At 47.3% G+C, this 21,685-nt stretch carries 15 protein-coding genes, 1 rRNA gene and 1 pseudogene; 9 read left to right on the plus strand and 8 right to left on the minus strand.

From position 1 onward, the window contains the following. Positions 1-199 precede the first annotated feature (199 nt). Together ACO6UY_RS21575 and ACO6UY_RS21580 are read left to right on the plus strand one after the other, a co-directional pair. Positions 200-1,180, plus strand: coding sequence for a transposase (locus ACO6UY_RS21575; protein WP_422467598.1), 981 nt, complete (start codon positions 200-202; stop codon positions 1,178-1,180). 186 nt (positions 1,181-1,366) lie between these two features. Continuing rightward, positions 1,367-1,861, plus strand: a complete 495-nt coding sequence (locus ACO6UY_RS21580) for a hypothetical protein (RefSeq protein ID WP_422491181.1) — start codon at positions 1,367-1,369, stop codon at positions 1,859-1,861. A 408-nt stretch (positions 1,862-2,269) separates the two neighbouring features. Here the strand turns inward: ACO6UY_RS21580 and ACO6UY_RS21585 are convergent, their stop codons facing one another. From ACO6UY_RS21585 to ACO6UY_RS21595, 3 genes are read right to left on the minus strand one after another with little or no spacing between them, the layout of a single operon-like run. Continuing rightward, positions 2,270-3,256 (minus strand): GTP pyrophosphokinase, encoded by a 987-nt coding sequence (locus ACO6UY_RS21585; RefSeq protein ID WP_422491183.1) that lies wholly within the window; start codon positions 3,254-3,256, stop codon positions 2,270-2,272. Further along, positions 3,253-4,338, minus strand: a complete 1,086-nt coding sequence (locus tag ACO6UY_RS21590) for a nucleoid-associated protein (RefSeq protein ID WP_422491185.1) — start codon at positions 4,336-4,338, stop codon at positions 3,253-3,255. Before ACO6UY_RS21590 ends, ACO6UY_RS21585 begins: the two co-directional genes overlap by 4 nt. 12 nt (positions 4,339-4,350) lie before the next feature. Further along, positions 4,351-4,821 carry a DUF4231 domain-containing protein gene (locus ACO6UY_RS21595; RefSeq protein WP_422491186.1) on the minus strand — a complete coding sequence of 157 codons (471 nt, stop codon included), beginning with the start codon at positions 4,819-4,821 and terminating at the stop codon, positions 4,351-4,353. Positions 4,822-5,226: 405 nt separating this feature from the next. Between ACO6UY_RS21595 and ACO6UY_RS21600 the strand changes: the two genes are divergently transcribed. Together ACO6UY_RS21600 and ACO6UY_RS21605 are read left to right on the plus strand one after the other, a co-directional pair. Beyond that, positions 5,227-5,808 (plus strand): phage integrase N-terminal SAM-like domain-containing protein, encoded by a 582-nt coding sequence (locus ACO6UY_RS21600; RefSeq protein WP_422463363.1) that lies wholly within the window; start codon positions 5,227-5,229, stop codon positions 5,806-5,808. A 460-nt stretch (positions 5,809-6,268) separates the two neighbouring features. Then, complete coding sequence (locus ACO6UY_RS21605; protein WP_422491187.1) at positions 6,269-6,547, plus strand: hypothetical protein; 279 nt, start codon at positions 6,269-6,271, stop codon at positions 6,545-6,547. Positions 6,548-6,739: 192 nt separating this feature from the next. On the opposite strand, the gene ACO6UY_RS21610 is transcribed toward ACO6UY_RS21605, so the two are convergent. Both ACO6UY_RS21610 and ACO6UY_RS21615 read right to left on the minus strand, forming a co-directional pair. Beyond that, positions 6,740-7,702 (minus strand): hypothetical protein, encoded by a 963-nt coding sequence (locus tag ACO6UY_RS21610; RefSeq protein ID WP_422491188.1) that lies wholly within the window; start codon positions 7,700-7,702, stop codon positions 6,740-6,742. A gap of 264 nt (positions 7,703-7,966) precedes the next feature. Then, positions 7,967-8,101 (minus strand): annotated as a pseudogene (locus ACO6UY_RS21615) (arsenical-resistance protein); the annotation flags it as partial. A gap of 71 nt (positions 8,102-8,172) precedes the next feature. Between ACO6UY_RS21615 and ACO6UY_RS21620 the strand changes: the two are divergent. The 5 genes from ACO6UY_RS21620 to ACO6UY_RS21640 all read left to right on the plus strand — a co-directional run bounded on the left by ACO6UY_RS21620 (position 8,173) and on the right by ACO6UY_RS21640 (position 19,493). Then, positions 8,173-11,745: a DUF4116 domain-containing protein gene (locus tag ACO6UY_RS21620; RefSeq protein ID WP_422491189.1), complete on the plus strand. Its 3,573-nt coding sequence runs from the start codon at positions 8,173-8,175 to the stop codon at positions 11,743-11,745. Between the two features lie 201 nt (positions 11,746-11,946). Beyond that, entirely contained in the window at positions 11,947-13,311 is a 1,365-nt protein-coding gene (locus tag ACO6UY_RS21625) for a hypothetical protein (protein WP_422491191.1), read from the plus strand. Further along, positions 13,301-14,077, plus strand: coding sequence for a chromosome partition protein MukE (locus ACO6UY_RS21630; RefSeq protein ID WP_422450606.1), 777 nt, complete (start codon positions 13,301-13,303; stop codon positions 14,075-14,077). The genes ACO6UY_RS21625 and ACO6UY_RS21630 overlap by 11 nt, the downstream gene beginning before the upstream one ends. Continuing rightward, complete coding sequence (mukB, locus tag ACO6UY_RS21635; protein ID WP_422491192.1) at positions 14,074-18,510, plus strand: chromosome partition protein MukB; 4,437 nt, start codon at positions 14,074-14,076, stop codon at positions 18,508-18,510. Before ACO6UY_RS21630 ends, mukB begins: the two co-directional genes overlap by 4 nt. Next, on the plus strand, positions 18,507-19,493 hold the full coding sequence (locus ACO6UY_RS21640; RefSeq protein WP_422491193.1) for a Wadjet anti-phage system protein JetD domain-containing protein: 987 nt from the start codon (positions 18,507-18,509) through the stop codon (positions 19,491-19,493). Before mukB ends, ACO6UY_RS21640 begins: the two co-directional genes overlap by 4 nt. Here the strand turns inward: ACO6UY_RS21640 and ACO6UY_RS21645 are convergent. The 3 genes from ACO6UY_RS21645 to rrf form a co-directional block, all read right to left on the minus strand. After that, positions 19,482-20,666 (minus strand): iron-containing alcohol dehydrogenase, encoded by a 1,185-nt coding sequence (locus ACO6UY_RS21645; protein WP_422467580.1) that lies wholly within the window; start codon positions 20,664-20,666, stop codon positions 19,482-19,484. The genes ACO6UY_RS21640 and ACO6UY_RS21645 overlap by 12 nt on opposite strands. Further along, positions 20,663-21,259 (minus strand): hypothetical protein, encoded by a 597-nt coding sequence (locus tag ACO6UY_RS21650; protein ID WP_422467579.1) that lies wholly within the window; start codon positions 21,257-21,259, stop codon positions 20,663-20,665. The genes ACO6UY_RS21645 and ACO6UY_RS21650 overlap by 4 nt, the downstream gene beginning before the upstream one ends. Before the next feature lie 115 nt (positions 21,260-21,374). Next, a 5S ribosomal RNA gene (gene rrf / locus ACO6UY_RS21655) occupies positions 21,375-21,490 on the minus strand. Between the last annotated feature and the right edge of the window lie 195 nt (positions 21,491-21,685).

Raw genomic sequence — 21,685 nt, forward strand, 5'->3', positions numbered from 1 at the left:
GTGATTGGACAGAAGTCAGCAGAGGCCATAGTAGCTGTACGACAGAAGTCATTAACGGACGGGAAGTCGTCAGCGAAGGGCCAAACATCAACAAAATAAAGGACACCCAAAAATTTGACTAATCGGCCACACTGTCTATTTTTCTTCTGGAGCCTCTTAAGGGCATTAAGGAAATCTACCCAGTAACCAAAAAAATGACATGACAACCGCCCGAAAAAACCTCATAGATCCAGCCAGTACGCCCTACTACCACTGCATGGCACGCTGCGTTCGCAGGGCCTTCCTTTGCGGCAAAGATAATTTCTCAGGCAAAAACTATGAGCATCGCAGGCAGTGGGTGGTTGATCGGTTGAAAGCGCTTTCTGGTATTTTTTCCCTGGAAGTCTGTGCTTATGCGGTGATGTCGAATCATTATCATGTGGTGCTCCATATCAATAGTCAGCAAGCCAAAAAATGGGGCACCAAAGAAGTCTTACAACGTTGGACGCAGCTGTTTGCAGGTCCGCACCTGGTTCAGCGTTTTCTTGTCGGCGATCAGCTGGGCAAAGCAGAGCTGCTGCGAGTCGAAGAATATGCCCAGGAGTACCGAGGTCGCTTAATGGATATCAGCTGGTTCATGCGCTGTCTCAACGAATACTTAGCCCGGCTGGCCAATAAGGAGGATGAGTGCAAAGGGCGCTTTTGGGAAGGTCGTTACAAAAGTCAGGCTCTGTTAGATGAGGCAGCATTGCTGACTTGCATGGCCTATGTCGACTTAAACCCCATCCGGGCAAAAATTGCAGCAACGCTGGAAACCTCAGAACATACCTCTATTAAAGAGCGCATTGAGTCATACGACAGCGTAAACGGAAAAAAACAAAAAGCACCCTTGAAGCCGTTAAAAGCTCAGGGTCAAAACCCGGAACAGGCGATTCCATACCCACTCAGTAGCTACTTTGAACTGGTTGACTGGTCTGGCCGAATTGTCCGAAAAGGCAAACGTGGTCGTATAACTGACGATGTACCACCTATCCTGGAGCGCTTGGGTATTGACCCAAAAGAATGGTTGGAGACTATGCGGTGGAATAATCGTTTTCACCGCGCAGTCGGCAAGCTGGCTTCACTGAAGGCTTATGCAGAAAGCACCGGAAAATGCTGGGTTCATGGGATGTCTGTGAGTGGTGCTCTCTATCCTGCCTGATCAACATATTTTCATTGACTTTAATGTGGCCAGAATTTTCTGAATGCTCTTTCTTATATTGCTTTCTTATATTGTCTTGATAGTGTCTTCTCTCTGGCTGTTACTTAGTGCTTTTTATACGCTTCCTGTTTGGTATGAATGAGAAATTCTTACAATGATCAATACTATCATTTAAAAAATGAATAAATGACGTACTCTCTTCACTTTTTAAAAAATGGGTGTCCTTTCTTTTTGACTTGCATGGCCTATGTCGACTTAAACCCCATCCGGGCAAAAATTGCCGCAACGCTGGAAACCTCAGAACATACCTCTATTAAAGAGCGCATTGAGTCATACGACAGCGCAAACGGAAAAAAACAAAAGGCACACTTGAAACCGTTAAAAGCTCAGGGTCAAAACCCGGAACAGGCGATTCCATACCCACTCAGTAGCTACTTTGAACTGGTTGACTGGTCTGGCCGAATTATCCGCAAAGGCAAACGTGGTCGTATAACTGACGATGTACCGCCTATCCTGGAGCGCCTGGGTATTGACCCAAATGAATGGCTGCTGACTATGCGCTGGCATAATCGTTTTCACCGCGCAGTCGGCAAGCTGGCTTCACTGAAGGCTTATGCAGAAAGCACCGGAAAATGCTGGGTTCATGGGATGTCTGTGAGTAGTGCTCTCTATCCTGTCTGATCAACGTATTTTCATTGACTTTAATGTGGCCAGAATTTTCTGAATGCTCTTTCTTATATTGTATTGATAGTGTCTTCTATCTGGCTGTTACTGAGTGCTTTTTATACGCTTCCTGTATGGTATGAATAAGAAATTCTTACAATGATCAATACTATCATTTAAAAAATGAATAAATGACGTATTCTCTTCACTTTTTTAAAAATGGGTGTCCTTTTTATTTGGGAGACACTCATCCTGAATAAATAGCGTTCTGAAAAAACGGTCTGATTCAAGATCCGCCAGAAAAGTAAACTTCAATAGACCTTCCTCGCCAGAAATCAACCCGGGCTTGTGCAACAACAGGATAAGGATAAGATTGCGGCTGGGCGCAATCTATCCTTATTCGTTATGCGCCGTTTGTGTAATCTATTAGTGCGTGTCGAGAGAAACACCAGTATCCACAGCGAGCTTCTCTAAAATTTTATGACTTAATGGCCAGTCATGAAGTAATGTATTTTTCTTTTTCTTAATTAAGTAATAAACAAAAATTATCACACTTTGCGAATAAAATGGATTTTCATTAACTCCATTTCTAATGACCTCAGATAAATAAGATTCTTTATCAAGAAACTTTATTAGTTTTGAGATTAAATCCTCATTGATTATATAATCAAACTCATCCAGTACAACAATTGAAGATTTCTGAGCAGAGATGCTGTTAAGTCCAATATATTTTAAGTAAAGTTCATCCAACTCCTGCTGAAAATTTAAGTTTTCTGAAATGCTGCCTGTTAATTTATTATTAACATCAGAAAAGAAATCATCAGTAGTTTCAATCAAAGCCATGCTTTTTGCTACAGTGCGGTGAACTTCCGGCTCAACTAATGTTTTTGCCTTGTACACAGCATCATGAGTTAATTCAGCATAAGCATGTTGTAATAAAGTTCTTATTTGTATTTCACATGGAGTATTTGGTGCGATTACTACATTGTTATGAGTAATTTCAGATTTAGTTCTGACAACATAATGAACTGACTGATATGTAAACAAGAGAGGTTCTTTTTCCCTCTCTGAATGAAAGTGCCTACACTCTTTGTAATTCCAACTACTTTCATTGGTTATTATGTCGGTGATTTCTTTAATCTGCTCAACCAACAGTACAACAAACCTACATCCAACTTTATCTTCAATATCGTCGTAGGGGTTATCATAGTTTTTATTAGCTCTATAAAAAGCTTTGTCCAGAAGTGAAATCGAGTCTTTTACTCGATGCGTTGGATTTTGCTTTAGATATGAAGAAAGGTTTTTGCCCTTACTCTCAAGCTTGCTGCATATTGTAGACGTAACAAAATCTCCCCATGCATCATACATGGGGCTTTCATTAGTCCACTGAGCTAAGAACTGTTGTTCATTCATTCTTGGGCTACAATTTTGTCTTTGACAATGATTTTAGTCCAATTTACAGCATCGCCAGCATCATTTTCGCTGATGAGCTGTATGTCGATAAAATCCTTAAACACTTGCGAAGGTGCTATCAGTTTGACATTCTTGCTAAAAGATAATTTTCGAGTTTTCAACTTCCCTGATATATGCTCAACATCTTTTGTAAATGCAGTAGTAGGAATTTCCTTATCTTCAAGAAACTCTGAATATGAATCTCTTGTTTCAACATCAAAGTATCGAGAAGAAAATTCTGATGGGTTAACAACATCTGAATTTTCATGCTTTAAATATGAAACAAGTGCATTATGCAAGTCATTTCTTTTCTCTTCACTAACATCCATATCATTAAGAAAATCACAAGTAGCTTCGTAGAATTGCTTAGTCGTTCTAGCACTTGTTTCAGGATAACCACACCCTAAAAAACTAGAGTAAAAGTAATGTGCTGCAGCTTTCCCTTCTGTTTGGCTAATCTGCGAATCTGAAACGAGAACTTCCCATTTAGAATTTAAATCATCGCTTTCTGAGTTACTATTTTTTTGAAAAAAAGCTCCCGTCTTATAGAGCTTTGTTGCAGGTGTAAGCAATGCTTCTTCAATATATTGAAGTGTGATTTCTTGAGTAAGCTTGTTAACTCTTTTTTCATAAGCACTGTGAATTTCTGCCTTCATTATCCCAACAAAGTTTTTGGGTGTTGCTCCATAAGTACCGCTAAAAACTACGACTATCCCTCCTGGCAAATTCCTTCTCTGTTGTGCATCAGCTAGTTTATTTGCTACGTCATATGATAATCTAATGTAGTCATCGTCATTGCTATCACTTATCCGGTTAATCAAAGGTGGTAAATCTGTTGACTCTTGGTTAACAATAGACATAGGAACAGCTTTTGAGTCAGAACCAATAGCATTGATGAATCTTAACTTAAAAGTCTCCATTGCTTCATTGTCAAATCTTATAAATTCAGTACTTCTGCTTGGTGTTACTTTATTACCATCATCATCACGCTGATGAATTTGGTGGATAATGATTCTTTGTATCTGAAGGTTGATAATATTCACAAAGACTAATTCCTACTTTCCATTTTTTGAAGCATCTTTATTAGTACTTTTTGTACTTTGAAAAATGCTTCTCCATTCGCTGCTATCATTCTCCCAAATATGCTGATATTTTTCAAAAATATCATCCAATTGGGGATGTTCCTTTTTTGACTTTATATAGCCAAGCTCATTCTGTATTTGATACAGCGCTAACAATGTAGTCTTTTGTCGAATCCAAAGTTTTTTGTAATCAAAAAATGTATTCCAACTGCTTGCGATGGTAAGCAAAGCACCAAAAGCTAATGCCAAATTCTTCTGTAGTTGAATATTTTCATCAGAAACGTCCACCCCTAAAGTGAGCGTTATTATAGCACCCAACGAAATAGATATACCATTTATCCAGCCAGCTTTTCTTTTACTTACTTTAACTTTCTCTTTTAGTATCTTAACGCTTTTTGAAATTTCGTTTTGTAGAAAATCCAATTCAGGTATTTTTTCTGACACAAAAATAATTCCCTTTAAATCTCATATTTCATATTAAATGAAAGTCATGATCGTTTAAATAGCGCTATTTTACATGTTTTCTAATTGCCATGCTATGCCTACTGAAGCCCGATATTTAGGCGCATAACAGTCGTTTACACGAATCAGTTTCGCATAACATACTGTAGATTCGCTATACGTACCAGCCGATACCCCCATACAGCGCAACTTACACAGCGCTCTGCATTTTAAAGGCTATATCTTCTGATTCGTATTTTGTAACTCGTATATTTTTCGGTCAAGCAACCCGTGTGATTACAGATTGCTTTATTTTCACTCAAAACAACAAGTTAACTATTCAGTTGATTTTCTGCATATACGAACTAGCTTTTACTGTATAAAAATACAGTTTCAAGCAGGACTTATATGAGATTACAAGAACGCTTTCAAATTGCCATTCGCTCTGCCGGTTATTCTCTGTCTACCGAGCGCAGCTACTGGGATTGGATTAAACGCTTTATAAAATTTCATAAAATGCGCCATCCCGATTTACTGGCTGTGGATGATGTCCGTGATTTTCTCACTTATCTGGTGATGAAAAAGCACGTTGCTGTCAGTACTCAGCAGCAGGCATTGAGTGCCCTGGTCTTTTTGTACAAACAAGTGCTGAGGCGTGACAGTTTCACGATCAATGACTGGCAAAAATCCAAACGCCCCAAAAAACTCCCTATTGTGTTTTCGGTGACTGAAGCCAACTCTGTCTTGTCCTATCTCAAAGGCACGCCGTTATTAGTCGCCCAATTAATGTATGGTGCCGGTCTTCGACTGAAGGAAGCTCTGCGTCTCAGAGCTCAGGATGTTGATTTTGGGCACATGGAAATTACCGTTCGCCATGGCAAGGGTGGTAAAGACAGAATGACTCTGTTGCCCAAAGCGTCTGTTGAAGCATTACGGCCCCCTGTACTCAATCGCGGTGGTAAAGCGGTTTTAAGCCCGGTTGATCGCTGATAAAAAATTCCTGAACAGCACTCACACTACCGCCCCTCTATGCCATTTCCTTGAGTATTAAGGCAGTTGTACTTTACACGACAATTTAAAAATAGTTGTATAGGAGCAAAATGTTACCATCGAACTGTTTATCAAAATACCTTTTTAAATCAGGCCACCAGCGCTAACACCGAATACAATTACCGGTTATCAAACAGTAATTAAACGACAAACGGCAACTTTATCCATAGCATCGCCGGTTCCTGTCAGGGCAACCTCGTCTTGGTCCAGTATCCGCTGACAAACTCAAAGAACGGCTCAACCAGCAGAATAGCCGTCTCACCCCGGTCACGGACCAGACCAATGACCGCCCCCTGCCCTGCCACAGGATTGTGCCAGAGGCGGGTATTAGGTGTCTCTGTGCCAGTCTTTATTGTTTGCTATGCTCATGTCTCAAACAATAAACGTAATGGTATGCAGTATGTCATTGGAAGCCAGAGTGGAGAAACTTGAATCCCATTTTGATTCGCTGGACAGTGCAGTTCGTAATCTCATCAAAATCACTGGTGATACCCATCAGGAGATACTGGCAACACGACAGGAGATGTGTACACGGTTTGCCCAACAAGATCGTGAGCTTGCGGGTGTTAAAGCCGATGTTTCTGCTTTGGCTGAAGCCATGCTTGCAGGTTTTAAGCGTAACGATGAAAAAATAAACCGGCTAGAACTTCTCATTCGTCAACGCTTTCCTATCAGCTAACACGTCACCTAACAGATGCTTCGTAGGGACAGCTACGCTGCCCCACAAGCAAGGGTTGCCCGACCAGTAACTGCATTGGTGGTTTCGTCAACACCATTGCGCCCCATAACGCTGGTCACCTGTCCCTTATGCACGGCAATGGATACCGACTTCAGGGCCTGGCTGGGTTGGCAGGAAAATGCATGGGAGAACTCAAAGCGATTCTGAGTTTAAGCGTTTCAGCTCTACTTGTATTAAATCACTCCATTCATTGAGTACTGTCAATCTATTTTCATTACTGGCAATACGAACACCAGTATGGCCTACCCATAAAGACTCCTGTATGTCCTCTTTACTCATTGTTGCTTTTTCTTCTTCAAACTTTTCGAGTTCAAGCCGGTCTTCTTTTAATGACTGGCTTACTGCTTGTTTCTCGTTTTCGATGAGAGTCAGATAATCCTGGTAACTTTCTATGGTTGTTTTGATAGCAACGTCAGGATTTTGCCCTGATGCTGAAGCAATATGGGCCAACGTAGTCTGGTAGAGCGGATCGGATGGTGGTACCCCTTTTTCCTCCATTGTCTTTTTCAATATTTCCAGCTCCGAAGCTGGTAAATTTGCCACCATTTCTACCCTTTGCAAATAGTCAGGTAAAACCTGTCTTATATGCTGAAAGTACTCCTGGTCGTCAAATGACGGCTTGCCCATGCTGGAATCTGGTGTGCTCAGAGCTTCCTGCACAACTTTTTCACACGCAGGGGTATTGTCCAAAAGTTTCATTTTCTGACTTATCAACCACTGATCAGCCAGCGTTCTGGCGGCTTCAGAGGAGTCAGGTATTTCTTCAATCAAGCGATTGACTTTGCCAAGAGGGTCAACCGAATGTTCAGATTGGTTTGATATTTTTTGTTCCAGATAATCGTTGAAAATTATTTTACCGATATCTGTTTCAAGCTTTAACTGGTCTGAATTCACACATTCAATAAATTCTTTATCTGATGCTGGTGACTGAAGTAACAGCAAGGCTTGCCCTACAGTGATTTCGCTTACAGCGATTTCTCTTGTCATCAATGGTTTATCAGAATATCGACTGATCAAATCGACAGCTTCTTGTTTCTGCCGACCATGGATGGAGACTGTATCCTGAGGCGTTAATGGTTTGACCGTTCGCCTCATCCAGTTACCTTTTGGTATGTCTGTTTTCAGTTGATGACTGCCACTCAGGCGGACTGGCTGATCAATGCCCCCTGTATTGGCAAGATTTTGAAGCGTCTGACACACTTGATCCCTGGAAGGCAAAGAACGCATGGTAGATCCCCTGTGAATTCTGAAAAATCCGGTCAGAAAGTATCTTCGACAATGCCAGTGCCTTTTTTAGGGCGTGCCTTAAGGAGCTGTCATTTAATAACTTCGACATTTCAGTAGTCAACGGGAAGATAATTAACCTGCGCGAGCAACCGGAAAACGATCGCGGGTACGATTGGCATAAGCCACCAGCGCCAGCATGATCAGCACTTCAACCAATACACCGACCACTGTCGCCAGGGCAGCGCCGGAGTTCAGACCAAAAAGACTGAAGTCCTATTTGTTGAAACTTTTTTCAAAAGCACTGGTCCAATAAAGAAAATTTTATAGAAATCACAATTATGGATAGCGCTCTACCAACAACACGGTGCTTTATGCCACCCATACCTGCTCATAAAACTGACTGCCACGCAGCATTCAAATCCGCTGGTTCTGTCATTATTGCCAGTCATGACCCCACTCCTTGCAAGCGGTTTATTAAGGATTATTCATACGAAACCACCCCCTCTTGTCCATTATCCACTCGCGACATCGAACTTCTGGTTACGGACAACCGCAGGCCTGCCAACCATAACTTGCAACCTGCCATCTTGCCACCCACCACTGACAGGCAAACCCGGGCCTTTATGGGCGGCAAGGGACTGTTTCTGCACCGTATGCAACAGGCTAACATCCCGGTTCCACCCTTCACTGTGGTTGACACAACCCTGGTCGCCAAGCTGGAGCAACACCCTTTCCCCGCAAAATGCCTGTTGCCTTTTCTGCCAGATTTACACAGCTGGAGCCACGAACCATACAGCCTGGAACAATTGCGCACGATCGTTGCCGAACTCCCCCATCAGCAACAGGCGCAATGTCTCAAGGGTTTATCCGGGTTTATTGCCAGTGAGGATTTCTACCAACAAGTCAAAAATATCGGTGCTGCCGAGGATATTCGTCATCTCTACCTCACGCTCCGGCAACCATCCAATGAGGCCTGCATTGTCCGAAGTTCCGGCGTGGATGAAGACCGCTCCGGCGATGCCCAGGCCGGTCGTTATGATTCCCGGGTTCATGGTGGCGGCGATATCCTGAAAACCTGCCTGCAAGTCCTGTCGTCCGCTTACCGGCCGGAAGTCTGCCCCTCCGGGCGGGTAAAACCCATGGCGCTGGTCCTGCAGCAATGCATCCATTGTCAGCTGGGGGGCGTAGTGTTCAGCGACTTAACACTGCAGGAAGGGGAGGGTACCATGCAGATTGAATTTGCACAGGGTCAACCCCGGGGGGCCGTCTGTGGAAGTTCAGGCATCCGCCCCCATCGCTATACGATCAGACGCGGTGATGACGAAAACAGTAAACCGGTTCGGCAATTTACCCCAGGAGACGTTACGACACAGTTTGTCCTGGAAAAAATCTCCAGTGAAGAGACCGGTGAAGCGGGTTATATCGAACGGAGCACCACGGTAAGCACCGATGGCAAAGACATCATGCTTACTGAGGAGATATTGCAAAAACTGCAGGAATATACAGAACAGCTGGCAGATATGTTCTGCTGCCCGGTAGATATTGAGTTCGGCGTGAAAGACGGGCAACTCCACCTGTTCCAGTGCCGGCCAGTGACCCAGCTGCCGGGCAGTACCCATTTTTGTGCAGCACCTCCCTCCCTGCCACTGGCTGAGGGAATCATGGTCAGTGAAGGTTGCTGCAGTGGTGTGGCCCTGGTGGTCACCGAACCGGTCAACGCGGAACAGATTCCGCTCGGTGCCATTCTGTTTGCCGAACACGCCAGTGACTGGATGCTGGCACCGGATATTTTAAAACGTTTAGGCGGCTGTGTGTTCAAAGATGGGGGAACCACCGATCATGTTGCCATCACCCTGCGTCAGGCGGGTATACCCTGTCTGGTGGCTGGTTCTCAGTATTCTGAGGCATTAACCCAAGCCAGCGGACAACAGGTAACACTGGTGGCAGGCAGTTTTGCCGACAGCCCCGGAGCCTATTTGCAGACCGGCGACCAGTCTGCCTACTGGCAGACCAACAGCACCACTTCCGGTCAGGATATCATCAGTTCACCCGCAACCGGTGCTGCAGAACCACCCGACTTCACCCGGGTCGACGAAGGTTTTGCCTGGCTGAATCGCCAAAATAACCGCTTGCTGGACTATTTTCACCCTGATCGATTAATCAGTCGCTGCCTTGGCCCGGGACGAAGTAAGGCCGTCAGCATGTCAGCAAACCGATCAAAACTATTACAACAGCTTGGCATTGAGATTCAGCAGCTACAGGGGGATTTACAACAGTTTGTATCGGGTTATAAGGGCTTTTTGGCTCTGGCCGCCGCGCCTGAATCGAATGCAAAACCATCTGAAGTCCAACCCTTTACCGAGGAGCTCCTACTCCTTGAAAAACAAAGCAATTGCCTGAAAGATGCCATTGTTAACCTGCGCTCGAAAGTGGTGTTGCCGCTGCTGACCACCGACCAGGAATTACCCGACCAGCCCGTGAATTTCAGGCAATGGCTGAGAGATTGTCAGGCCTTGCTGGATAAATTGCAAAAACTGAACCAGCCCAAAGAAGTGAACGATATCCATTCTGCTCACGACCTGATTTACTGGCTTCATCAGCGATTTGTTAATGCTCTCGCCCCGGTGGCAGAAGCATCAGGGCAGGGACAAATTACCAAAATCACAGATTATAGAACGCTGATTAATATACTCCCCCAAGGAGTTTGCGGACTATTAAACGACAATTGCATCTCGGTACTGCACAAACTTAACGTATCAAAGCTACGCATGCTTAATATGGTGGATGCCGCTTTTATTAATGCAGCCCTCGGAGTGCACGTCTGCACCATAGCAATGCTGGAACAGGCCGAGGGAGGCAAGGGTCGTACACTTCGCCTCGACATCTCTGATAAATTTACCCAAGACAAGGAAAATAAACACTTACAGGGCAAATTGAAGCGTTTCTGGTTTTTGGTCCAGACACTTCGTTGTGCATCGATTGATAGCAGTTCACGGCCAATGGCGATCAGTTTTAATCAAAGCGCGGGGAAAATGACCATAGAATACACTCAGGTTAATACCACATCAGCATTACAGGATGGCTTTGTGAAATTGGTGACTGCTTTGAGAGGACTGACCTCCATGGATATATCAATCAACAGTTTTAAGTGCGATAAAAATACTGATAAGTGGTATTTTGAAACGCTGGTTAATAAGTGCCAAAACGGGCTGAGCGACGCCATAAATAACTGGACATTCAAACATTGCCTGGTAGTGGATGTATTTGAAAGCCGCGAAATACTGTCATATTACAAAGATTATGCGTTCGTTGATTATCTGGACGACGAATACAGGTTCTTCCATGAAATAGCCAAAGAAGCTTATGGTATTCTTAATGCATTTCGAGCCCCGTATAGAAGTTCAGGACTTCGCCAAATCTTTACCGATGCCAGCGAACTCCTTAAGCCGGATGATGCTGCAAAAATAATAAAGGAACTGCTAGCTCACATGGCCATTGAAGCCTTCTTTCCAAAGGTTTCTATTCAACTCTTGCGTGAGGATTATAATTTAGATCACGACAGGGATCTGGTGCTTTTCCTGGTGGAACAAAACCCAAAGTTATTCAGTTATATCTCCGACGAATTCAGGGATGATATTGAAATAGCCAAGTCTGCAATAGGACAGCAATGGCTGTTATTAAAATATGCCAGCGATCGTCTCAAAGAGGATAAATCCCTGGTAATTCTTGCCATTAAAAGTGATGGCCGTGCAATTAAGTATGCCAGTACAGATATCAAAAATGACAAGGATTTTGTCCTGCCACTGCTCTCAAGAGATGCCCGCATTTACAAATATCTCAGCGACAGACTGAAATCTGATCCGGATATTCAAGCTGCCGCCCGGAACAAGGACACTGGATTCACGCAATAGGCCAATAATCTGCTCTTCAATGAACTCCTCGGTCTTCCTACTGTTTAAGACTGAGGAATTAAAAGACATTCCAGCGAATAATAAGTTTATTGCTTTACCCTGTTATCAGTTTTTCTCATAATAAATCCGGCTTAACCGGCCTTAACCAGGTTCTGCCCCACCTTCCCCCAATACAGCACCTTATGACTGATGGAGTAGTGATTGCCAGCATCAAAAAACATCCCGTCACTGATCAGCACCATCCTGACTCAGGGTATCAGCCTTAAACTGCAACCTGCTGATCTCGCCTACCTGGCAGCACTGCGCTATTGGAAAGAAACGGAATCACAACCGGAATTCAGTGAAGAAGAGCTGCATGTGGTGTTCCAAAACGTGGAAAAAGCAAGACTGGACGATAGCAGTGAGGATTCTTCAAAACGCTGTAACGACGTGATCCGTCGTCTCCTTCAGCAGCACCTTTTGATCTGCCTTGAAGGCAGTGGGCATCGAAATCACGCTTATCTGATCACACCGCTGTCCGAACAGATTGTCGATTCCGTGTGTGTCGGTATGGAAGCGTCAAAAGAAGCACTGAGTACCCTGTTTATGACGGTTGCCACCCACCTCAGAGAGATCAGGGATTCTGCGGAACAGGGGGGCAACGAACCGTTCTGGAAGCTTCAGGTAGAAGCACCACTGAACATTACCGTCAACCAGCTGGTCACCTCCATTGACCATCGTCAGCGTCAGCTGGACCAGGAGGCCATCAACACCCGCAAAGAAGTGGTGGAACTGCTGAAGCAGGACTGGCAAAACAGCATCAGCCAGTGCGAACAGCTGCTGACCAGCACCCAGAATCATCTGCAGGATTTACAGCAACTGCTATTGGCCTCGTGCCACGAACTTCGTTCACTGCTGGACGCCATTTCCCGCTATTGTGAACAGGCCAGTCGACACGATGCCATCAACAGTGTTATCCGGCTGGAGCAACATCTTGACCGTATTGAGCACTGGAGCAGCGAACGCATGAACCATTGGGAAGGTTTCCACCACCGGGTTCATCAATACCTGCGTCAGTTTGTCACCATGGATGAGCGCAAGGCATTGATGGAGCGGGTGCGGGAAGGCATCCGAAGTTATCAGGCATTGCCCTGGTATCTGCGCTACGCCAATGAAGATCCGCTGGCCCGATTGCGGGATATTGAACCACCCCGGGCGAAAGAAAATCTGGCACGGGTAATCCATGATGAAGGTGAACTGACGGCCATCGAAGACTTTGATGCCCTGAAGCAGCAGGTTAAGGAATGGCTGGTCAGGCAAGAGCAACAGTCCGGAATACTGCCATCCTACGAACAGGCACTGGAACAGCTGGCCAGCCAGTGGCCTATGGAAAAACTGAACATGGTCGCAGGCTGGCTTTTCAGCGCCCTGACTGAAATGGGCCACCAGCAAAACCGGCAGAACATTGCAGATCATCAGTGGCATGCGGTTCTCCCGGCCATCGCTCCCGAGTTTTACGTGGAACGCCTGAGTCTGACTCCTAACACACTCCGCCAGGAAAGAGAGAAACCGATTGTTGACCGATAACCCCTACCAGCAGATCGCCGACCTGATCAATGATGAATGCTTCCCGGAACTGGATACCCGGCTGCGTCGGGGTGAACATATCGACGCTCGCCACCACCGGATTTTCAATATTATCCAGGACGGTTTTTCCCTGCTGGTCGAACACTACCTCCGCTATGGTATTGACCTTGTTCAGGCACCGGAAGCGTATTACTACCTCCGCCCCGGCACTGCCGGTAAAAGCCTGATTCGTGCCAGAAAACTGGATGAACTGACCATGGTCGTCGGTCAGGTGCTGGCCATGTTCCATCTCGACCCCGAGCAACTGGAAGGCAGTGGCTGGATATCCGCCGATGCAATCTACGAGCGGCTGCGACTGCTGCTGGACAATGAATACCTTTGCCAACTGCTGGAACGAAAAAAAATCGAGACCCAGGCAGACCGTGAAAAAGCCATGGAAACCCTCCGTAAGGCCATCCGACAGCTGGCCAGGCTGGGCATGGTAAGGCTGGAAGGCAACCAGGCCAGCCGTCTGCAGACCCAGGCACCGTTGCTGCGATTTATTGATCCTGTTCGCTCAACGGCTTCGTCACCAGAAGCCGCCAGGGCAGCCATGGCGCAGCTGGTTCGTGACGGTTATATCAGCCTGAATGACGATGAAGAACCTGTGATGCAGGAAACTTCTGATCCGGAAGATAATCCGGAAAACGCACCACAAGAAAAGCGTCACGTTGAAGACGACACCGTTATATCTGAACAGGCCCTTGAACAAGAGCAGGAAGCATGAGCCAGAAAAGAACCCAGATCCGCAGCCTGACCCTGGTTAACTTCCGGGGTGTCTTCTTCAAGACTCTGGACATGCACCCATTAATGAGCAACCTCATCGGCCATAACGGTGCCGGTAAGACCACCATTATGGGTGCCTTGCTGATAAACCGGGTACCCGACAATCGTCTGGTTCGCCTGCGTAACAACTCCGACAGCGGACAGGATCGCAGTGATAATGGAATCTGGGGACGCATCAGTGCCGGTACCTGTTACAGCCTGGTGGATTACGAACTTTACGACGGCAGGCGGGCAATAGCGGGTGTCCAGATTCGCCGCCTGAGCCAGCCGAAAGTCGAGCTGAAACTGTTTGCCATTACCGGTGTCGATGATGATGTTCCGGTGCGTGATCTGGTGATGAGGCCGGTACCCGGCGAAAATGGCTTATACGAACCCCTGGATGGCAAAGCCCTGAGAAATCAGGTCACCATGATGGGCGGTGAACTGCAAATCTTCAACACCACCGCCCAGTATATGAACTGGCAGTTCGAGCAGCGGATTATTCCCCGCCGAATGGAAAACAGCCAGGATCGCCAGCGTTATTACCGCATGCTGGAAACCAGCCTCTACGGCGGCTTGTCGTCTGAGCTGCAAAAAGGACTGAGGGATTATCTGCTGCCGGCGGATGATCAGGTACGCCAATCCATTGGCTCCATGCAAAGTGCCTTGCAACAGACCCAGCGAACCCGTCGCCAGATAGAAAGCACCCGCAGTGACCGGAAAGTCATCCGGGAGATTCTGGAGTCCAGCTATGCCCTTGGCGAACATGTTCTGGCATGGTCAGAAAAGCAACAGGCCAAACTTCAGGCTGAGCTGAAAGATAAACGTCAGCAAGAGCATCAGGCACAACTGGAGCTGGAAACTAAAAAACAACAGCTGTCAGCCATTGAAGCACGATTACTGACCCTGGATACCCTGGACAGTGAACTGGCAAGCCGTGAAGAAGACGCTGACGAGCGTCTGGATCATGCCAAAAACCTTGAACGACTGCATACCGATCTGCAAAGACTGGAAAATGAGCAGAGCAACCATAACCAGCAGCTGGAAGAGCTGAGCGAACAGAACGCATTACTGGAAAGCCAGTATGCAGAAGAGTCCGCTGAGCTTAAGCGCCTGCAGGATGATATTGCACAACTGGTAAAACAGCTGACCAGTGTCGAGCAGGCCTATTCTGAAGAAGCCCGAAAAGCCGGATTATACCTTGCCGCCTTCAGGGCGTTGAATGAAGTACGTGACAGCTTTAACCAGCCAGACCTGCCGGCAGACGCACTCACTCCGTTAATGGGAACGTTGCTGCAGGCTGAAAAGGACGTTTCCGGCCGCTATTACAGCCAGAAGCCACTACTGGATGAGGCGGAAACCATTCGCGGGCATTTCGAGGCAACCCTGTCTCTGCTGGCGACGTTTGGTGATACCGATATTGATCTGAAACAGGCAGCCAGCCGCAGCGACCACTGGCGACATTACCATGAGCAACAAACAACACTGGCTGCACAGATACCGGTATTGATCAGGCAGCAGCAACAGCGCCAGAAAGAAGAAGAGCAACTGAAGAAGCTGCAACAGGCCGTTGCGATGCTTCCCGAAGAATGGCGCAACAGTATTCAGGATGAAGCCAGCTGGAACACCAGCCTGAACACCGCCACTCATGAGCAACAATTCCAGCAACAGAAAATAGATACCCTTGGCGGACAAATCCAGCAATCCAGACAGACAATGGTACAAATCCAGGGCAGCCTTACCCAGGCCCGTCAGGATAATATTCACTGGCTGGATGCTCGCAGACTGGGTCAGGCGATTCAAGCCATCCGCCCGGCTGCCCTGATGGATAGCCACAATGACTTTATCACCCTGCGCCAGCAAATCAGCCAGGAACAGCAGGAAAACCTGCAGGCCAATGTGCAGCTCGGCAAACATCTGGAAGAGCTGCGCTCCCGCATGGCCCAGCTGGAAATCAAGGCATCAAAAGAGCTGCAACAACTGCAAAAGCTGGCGGAGATGACCGGCGGAGTGGTGATCAGTGACTATTTTGATAACGATGATATCTCCCTGGAAGAGGCGGCCTGGCTGGAGGCCAAGTTTGGCCCGTTACGCCACGCCATCCAGGTTCGGGACATCAGCAAAGCTGCCACTATTATCCGCGAAGAAAGCGATCGCCCGGATCATGTCTGGCTACTGGGTGGCACACCGGGAGCGTCTTTTTCGGAAGAAGAGTATCTCCATACCCCCCTTGAGCAGAAAGAAGACGGCAGTGTACTGGTAGAAATCGCCAGCAATGTTGCCCGTTTAAGCCGGGAACCTGAGTTCCCGACCATTGGCCGACTGGCCCGGGAGAAAGAGCAGGAAAGACTGCGGCAGCAGGAAGAACAGCTGCTGGATCAGCTGCAGGAACTGGCCATTGGCAAACGACAGTTGGAGAAATGCCAGCAACTTCTCGATCAGCTGTCCGCCAAAAGCCAGTGGCTTGGCGTTCAGGAGCCGCCGGTTAATGAGCTTACCGAGCAACTGGAGCAGCTGGAAGCCCAAGTAGAATCACTGACGGTTGATCTGGCAGATGCCGAGCAGCAGAAAACCAGTCTGAATGGTGTTGTTCGTTGTCTTGAACAGTGGCAAACCAGTGCCTGGCTATTGAATGACGACCCCGATCGTCAATCATTAGAGGCGCTCCATAAGCAACTGCAAAGTGCCACTGACGCTAAAGCCTGGGTGGACAAACATCAGCAGACGATTCGGCAGCTCAGTGAGCATCGCTTCTATATTCAGCAGCCACCGGTAGAGAATCTGGATGCCCTGCGAGCAGAGCTGGAACAACTGAAGCAGCAGTTAAGCCATTACCACAAGCAAAAAGACCTTCTGACGTCGGCCATGGACAAAGCCCCTAATCTACGCTTTGCAGAGTCTGTTGCGCGGCAGGAAGAAAAAGAGAATCTGCAAAATCAACTCAGGAATGAGTACGAAACTAAACAACAGCAGGAGCAACGGCAAAACCAGTATGCGACACAACTTCGTGAGCAGTGCCACTCACTTGAGAAAAGCATCCACTCTATCAATGCTCTCCTGAGTCAAAATAGTCATCAGCAATCAGAACTCAAACGACAAATTTCTGATATTCCCCTGACCTGGAAAGTCGGTCTGAAGGAAGAGTGTGCGGCACAGTTAACCAGCATCAAGGCAGAAAAGTCTGAACTTATTCAGGAAATCAAACAGCAAAACATCGCACAAAGTACTGTTGCAGCAGAACGGAAAAAAGTTGAGGAGCGACTCAGTGATACCATAGCAGATATTCATCAGCTGGAACCAAAAGCGCAACACGCCACCACCAGCCATGAACGGATTGTGCAACAGGCAGAACAGTCCGGGTTACGACATCGGCTACATATTCATCACCTGCTGAATCAGGACAGTGACACGTTACGTGACGGTTTGGCGACGGCAAGGGTCGCATTGGCAAAGGCTCTCGAAAATGAACAGAAGAATGAACAGAAAAATGGGCAGGACAGTCTTTATCAACAAATAGAGAAAGGCAGCAGCACGGATTTGCCAGCACTGTTCCAATGCTTTATTGATTCACAAACGTATCTTGCCCAGCGCATGGATAAAACGTTGTATCAATCGGATGACCCAAGGCAAAACCTGGAGTTGCTGGAAGAGCGGCTGACTCGTCTGGAAACCCTGTTAAAAGACGCCGAGAAACGCTTCCTTGCCGAATCGGACAGCCTCGGGCAGAACATTCAACGCAAGATCAACAAAGAGCGCAAACAGATTCATCAGCTGAACGCTGCCCTGTCCAGTGTGCATTTTGGTACTATCCGGGCGATCAAAATTGAGCTGGAAGTGATCGACAGTTTCCAGAAAATACTGGATGCCTTGCAGCAGGAATTTTACGCAGACCTGTTCCGCAAACCCGATATCACCGTGGAGGCGGCGCTGGAATACCTCTTTAAGAAGGAAACCGGGGGTACCATTGTTGGTGATAAACTGCTGGATTATCGTGAGTACATTCGCCTAAACATTCTGATTCAGCGGGCTGGCAGCAGTCAGTATGAACCAGCCAACCCGACCAACCTTTCCACCGGTGAAGCCATTGGCACCGGTCTGGCTATTCTCACCATGGTGCTGCATTCATGGGAAGTCGCTACCAATAACCGCGATGGCAAAGGACACGCCGCTAGTCGTCTGTTATTCCTGGATGAAGCGGCACGACTTGATGCCAGGGCACTGGCCACTCTGGAAGAACTCTGTGACCATCAATCCCTGCAACTGCTGGTTGGTGCGCCAGATAATGTGCTGCCCAAAAATGGCATTACCTATCGGATGGTACGCCTGATGGAACCTTATGAGCATGTTATTTTCTCTGGCGTAAAAGGCAGGCTGCCCCAGGGGGCTGAAGCGTGACATTCCAGCCAGAGGATGCCATACCGATTGCATTAGACTTGTTAGCAGACAGCTATCGTCAGAGAGGTCGGCAAATTTCGGCCTTTCTGACACACCTCATAAAGGTGGGCTGGGTTGAGCAGTGTAGCTTTCGCCAAAGAAACAATGATTTTGCCCTGAGAACCGCCCATGACCGCCAGAGTTTCCTAGAGTATATGGAAAGGCAGTTCGGCAACAACTGGCAAACGTCACTGGAGCAGGGTGAAACAAGGGAAGCATTTCTCACCCAACATCTGATATCACCGTTACCAGGGCATATCCATAGCCGTGTAGTTAATGCTATTTGGGGTGAACACTCCAAGAAACAGGCGGCAACACCTTCCGGGATAGCAACAAGAGACAGCGAACTGATTCAGCTCCGCACCCGAATGGAATGTCAGCTGCATTTTTCTGGAAGGGTTATTAATTGTCGGAATGAAATGGCCTTTTCAGATGCGGTCATCATCAATGAAACTGCACTGGGCAAGCTGCAAAGTATACAGTGTGAAGCGCCAATAAATATCATCACGGTGGAAAATGCCGGTGCCTGGCAACACCTGCCCTTACCGGAAAATGTTATTGCCCTGTTCGTTCCGGGGAATAATCAAAAGCTGGCGTTAAAGCTACTGTCGTTTTTTCTGGACTACCAATGGTGTCACTTTGGCGACCTGGATCAGAAGGGACTTGATATTGCCTCATCACTGGCCCGGGCTCAGAATAAACCACTGAAGTTATTAATTCCTGACTGGTGGAGCGACTATCAGCCCCATTTCAAGCTGGGAATAAAACAGGGGAAAGTTGCCTGGCGGAAAGATATCTGTCCTCAATCCAGAAAGTACGCACAACACCCCTTTATCAATTCGCTTGCCGATGATGCAAAATGGATGGAGCAGGAGGCCATCGTACTGGACTCCCGCCTGTTGGATGAGATCCGACGTCTTTTTGATAGTGACCTACCAGGCTGACTTCAACAGCCCCAGTACCTGCTCATAACTGGCATCGACCCGGTTATAGAGCAGTGCACCATCATCAATACTCATACGAGCAATGTCTTCCAGTTGCGACTCATGCACCTTGCCACTTTCTGACAATGTTCTTGGCAGCCCTGTTTGCTCAAAGAGCTCATCCCGCATGGCACGAATATAGATAATGGTTTCAGCCGCCCGCCGCTGTTCGGGTACTTTGCTGTAAAAATCGGCACCGGCCAGGGGAAGCAGCAGCTCACCGATCGCCTGTTCACACCGGGGCAGGTTGTATTCCAGAACATAAGGCAACATCAGACTCATGCAGACTCCGTGGGGAAGATGGGTTATCGCCCCAAGCGAGTGCCCGATGGCATGGACCAGACCAACCATGGAGTTGGAAAAGGCAATGCCCGCCATGGTGGCTGATTCTGCCAGCTTCAGTCGGAGATCCTGGCTATCCGGTGTGGCAAGCACACGAAGCAGGTTTTCCCGTATGCCTTTGATCGCTGCAACGGCATAGGCATCACTGATCGGATTCTTGGCCGTCCCCAGAAACGCTTCAATGGCATGGGTCATGGCATCCATGGCGGTGGCAGCGGTGATATGCGGTGGCAATGTCAGGGTCATCCGCGGATCAAGAACCGCCACATCAGGCATCAGAAATGAAGAGCCATAAGGCACTTTACGACCCGTGGCATCATCACGAATAACCGCAACTTTGGTCACTTCTGAACCGGTACCTGCCGTGGTTGGCAGGATAAATAACGGCTTTAGTCGTTTAGTCAGTGCACCAGAACCGCTGTAAGCCAGAAGATCATCGCCACCTTCGGACACAAGAATATTGACCGCCTTTGATGTATCAATCACCGACCCACCACCAATGGCAATAATGCCATCCGCGCCATTCTCACGATAAAACCGGGTGATGGCAGATACGACACTTGTTGATGAGTCTGGCGGTACATCACTATAGACACCCGCCATCGAAACTCCGTCAACCACCAGAGCCCGCTTGACGGGCTCAATTAAACCGGCGTTGAGCACCCCGCCATCGGTAATAATCAATGGCTTCTTTACTCCAAGGCTGGCCAGTTCATAGGGTATATGCTCCAGGGCTTCATTGCCTGAAACGATTTTGACCGGATTAAAGAATTCATAATAACTGCGGCTCATTTGGCAAACACCCCCATAACAAAACCGGCAAACACGCCCAGATAGATTTGAACTGCCCCCATCAGCTTTTCCGTTAAGGAAATATCCGGGTAATGACGCATGATTTTCCGGCCTATAAACCGGGGAAGTGCGATCGCTTCCAGTCGCTCAAAGCAACGGACCAGTTTCATGGAGGCGGAAAGGTCGCCATCTACCACCATTCGTTCCCTGGCAAAAGCATCGGTTGTGCCTTCCAGAAAAGAGAGCGTATTAAAAGCGTGGGCGAGATGTTTGAATTGAATATCCACATCGGGCTTGGTTTCACTGCTTTTACGACCCGGTTTTATTCGCCCGCCACTTTTCTTCATATACAAACACGGGCCACGGGGCATAACACTCATGGAAAAGGTAAAACCATCGGGCAATGATTCGATTTCCTGCTGAATCAGCTTGTCAGTCCGACAAGCCTTAGCCAGCCCATGACCAATAAAAGCCAGCATAAAACGGACATACAAACGCTTTATGCGCCAGATAACGGGAAGGGATGGGGTCACCTGAAGCTCCTGCCAGCGAACCGCCGGACAATAATTATTGTTGTTATTTCCGGGTGACATTATCCACAATCAGAAGATGGTCGGCTATATAGGGAGTGTTATTCAGGACAATGAAATAGATTTAGCACATAAAAAAAAGCCCAGTTGATTGCTCAACTGGGCTTTTCTGTTGGGTGCCTGGCGATGACCTACTCTCACATGGGGAGACCCCACACTACCATCGGCGATCGGTCATTTCACTGCTGAGTTCGGGATGGGATCAGGTGGTTCTAACCTTCTATGGTCGCCAGGCTAATTAGATACTAGAGACTAGAAACCAGTCTCTAGATGGAATCCTTTAATTAAGCTGCTTTCTTGCTTCACACTCTATGCGTATGGCTCCAACTGACAACTGGCCACTGACCACTGTCAACTGATTCGCAAATCGCTTTGGCGTTATATGGTCAAGCCGCACGAGTCATTAGTATTGGTTAGCTCAATGCCTCA

It is taken from the genome of Endozoicomonas sp. ALE010, assembly GCF_049310165.1.
Lineage (GTDB): Bacteria > Pseudomonadota > Gammaproteobacteria > Pseudomonadales > Endozoicomonadaceae > Endozoicomonas.

Coding starts and splice junctions, on each gene's coding strand:
- ACO6UY_RS21610 (WP_422491188.1), bottom strand. CDS start 7,702: ATGAGGCGAACGGTCAAACCATTAACGCCTCAGGATACAGTCTCCATC.
- ACO6UY_RS21620 (WP_422491189.1), top strand. CDS start 8,173: ATGGATAGCGCTCTACCAACAACACGGTGCTTTATGCCACCCATACCT.
- ACO6UY_RS21580 (WP_422491181.1), top strand. CDS start 1,367: ATGACGTACTCTCTTCACTTTTTAAAAAATGGGTGTCCTTTCTTTTTG.
- mukB (WP_422491192.1), top strand. CDS start 14,074: ATGAGCCAGAAAAGAACCCAGATCCGCAGCCTGACCCTGGTTAACTTC.
- ACO6UY_RS21585 (WP_422491183.1), bottom strand. CDS start 3,256: ATGAATGAACAACAGTTCTTAGCTCAGTGGACTAATGAAAGCCCCATG.
- ACO6UY_RS21645 (WP_422467580.1), bottom strand. CDS start 20,666: ATGAGCCGCAGTTATTATGAATTCTTTAATCCGGTCAAAATCGTTTCA.
- ACO6UY_RS21605 (WP_422491187.1), top strand. CDS start 6,269: ATGTCATTGGAAGCCAGAGTGGAGAAACTTGAATCCCATTTTGATTCG.
- ACO6UY_RS21575 (WP_422467598.1), top strand. CDS start 200: ATGACAACCGCCCGAAAAAACCTCATAGATCCAGCCAGTACGCCCTAC.
- ACO6UY_RS21650 (WP_422467579.1), bottom strand. CDS start 21,259: ATGTCACCCGGAAATAACAACAATAATTATTGTCCGGCGGTTCGCTGG.
- ACO6UY_RS21600 (WP_422463363.1), top strand. CDS start 5,227: ATGAGATTACAAGAACGCTTTCAAATTGCCATTCGCTCTGCCGGTTAT.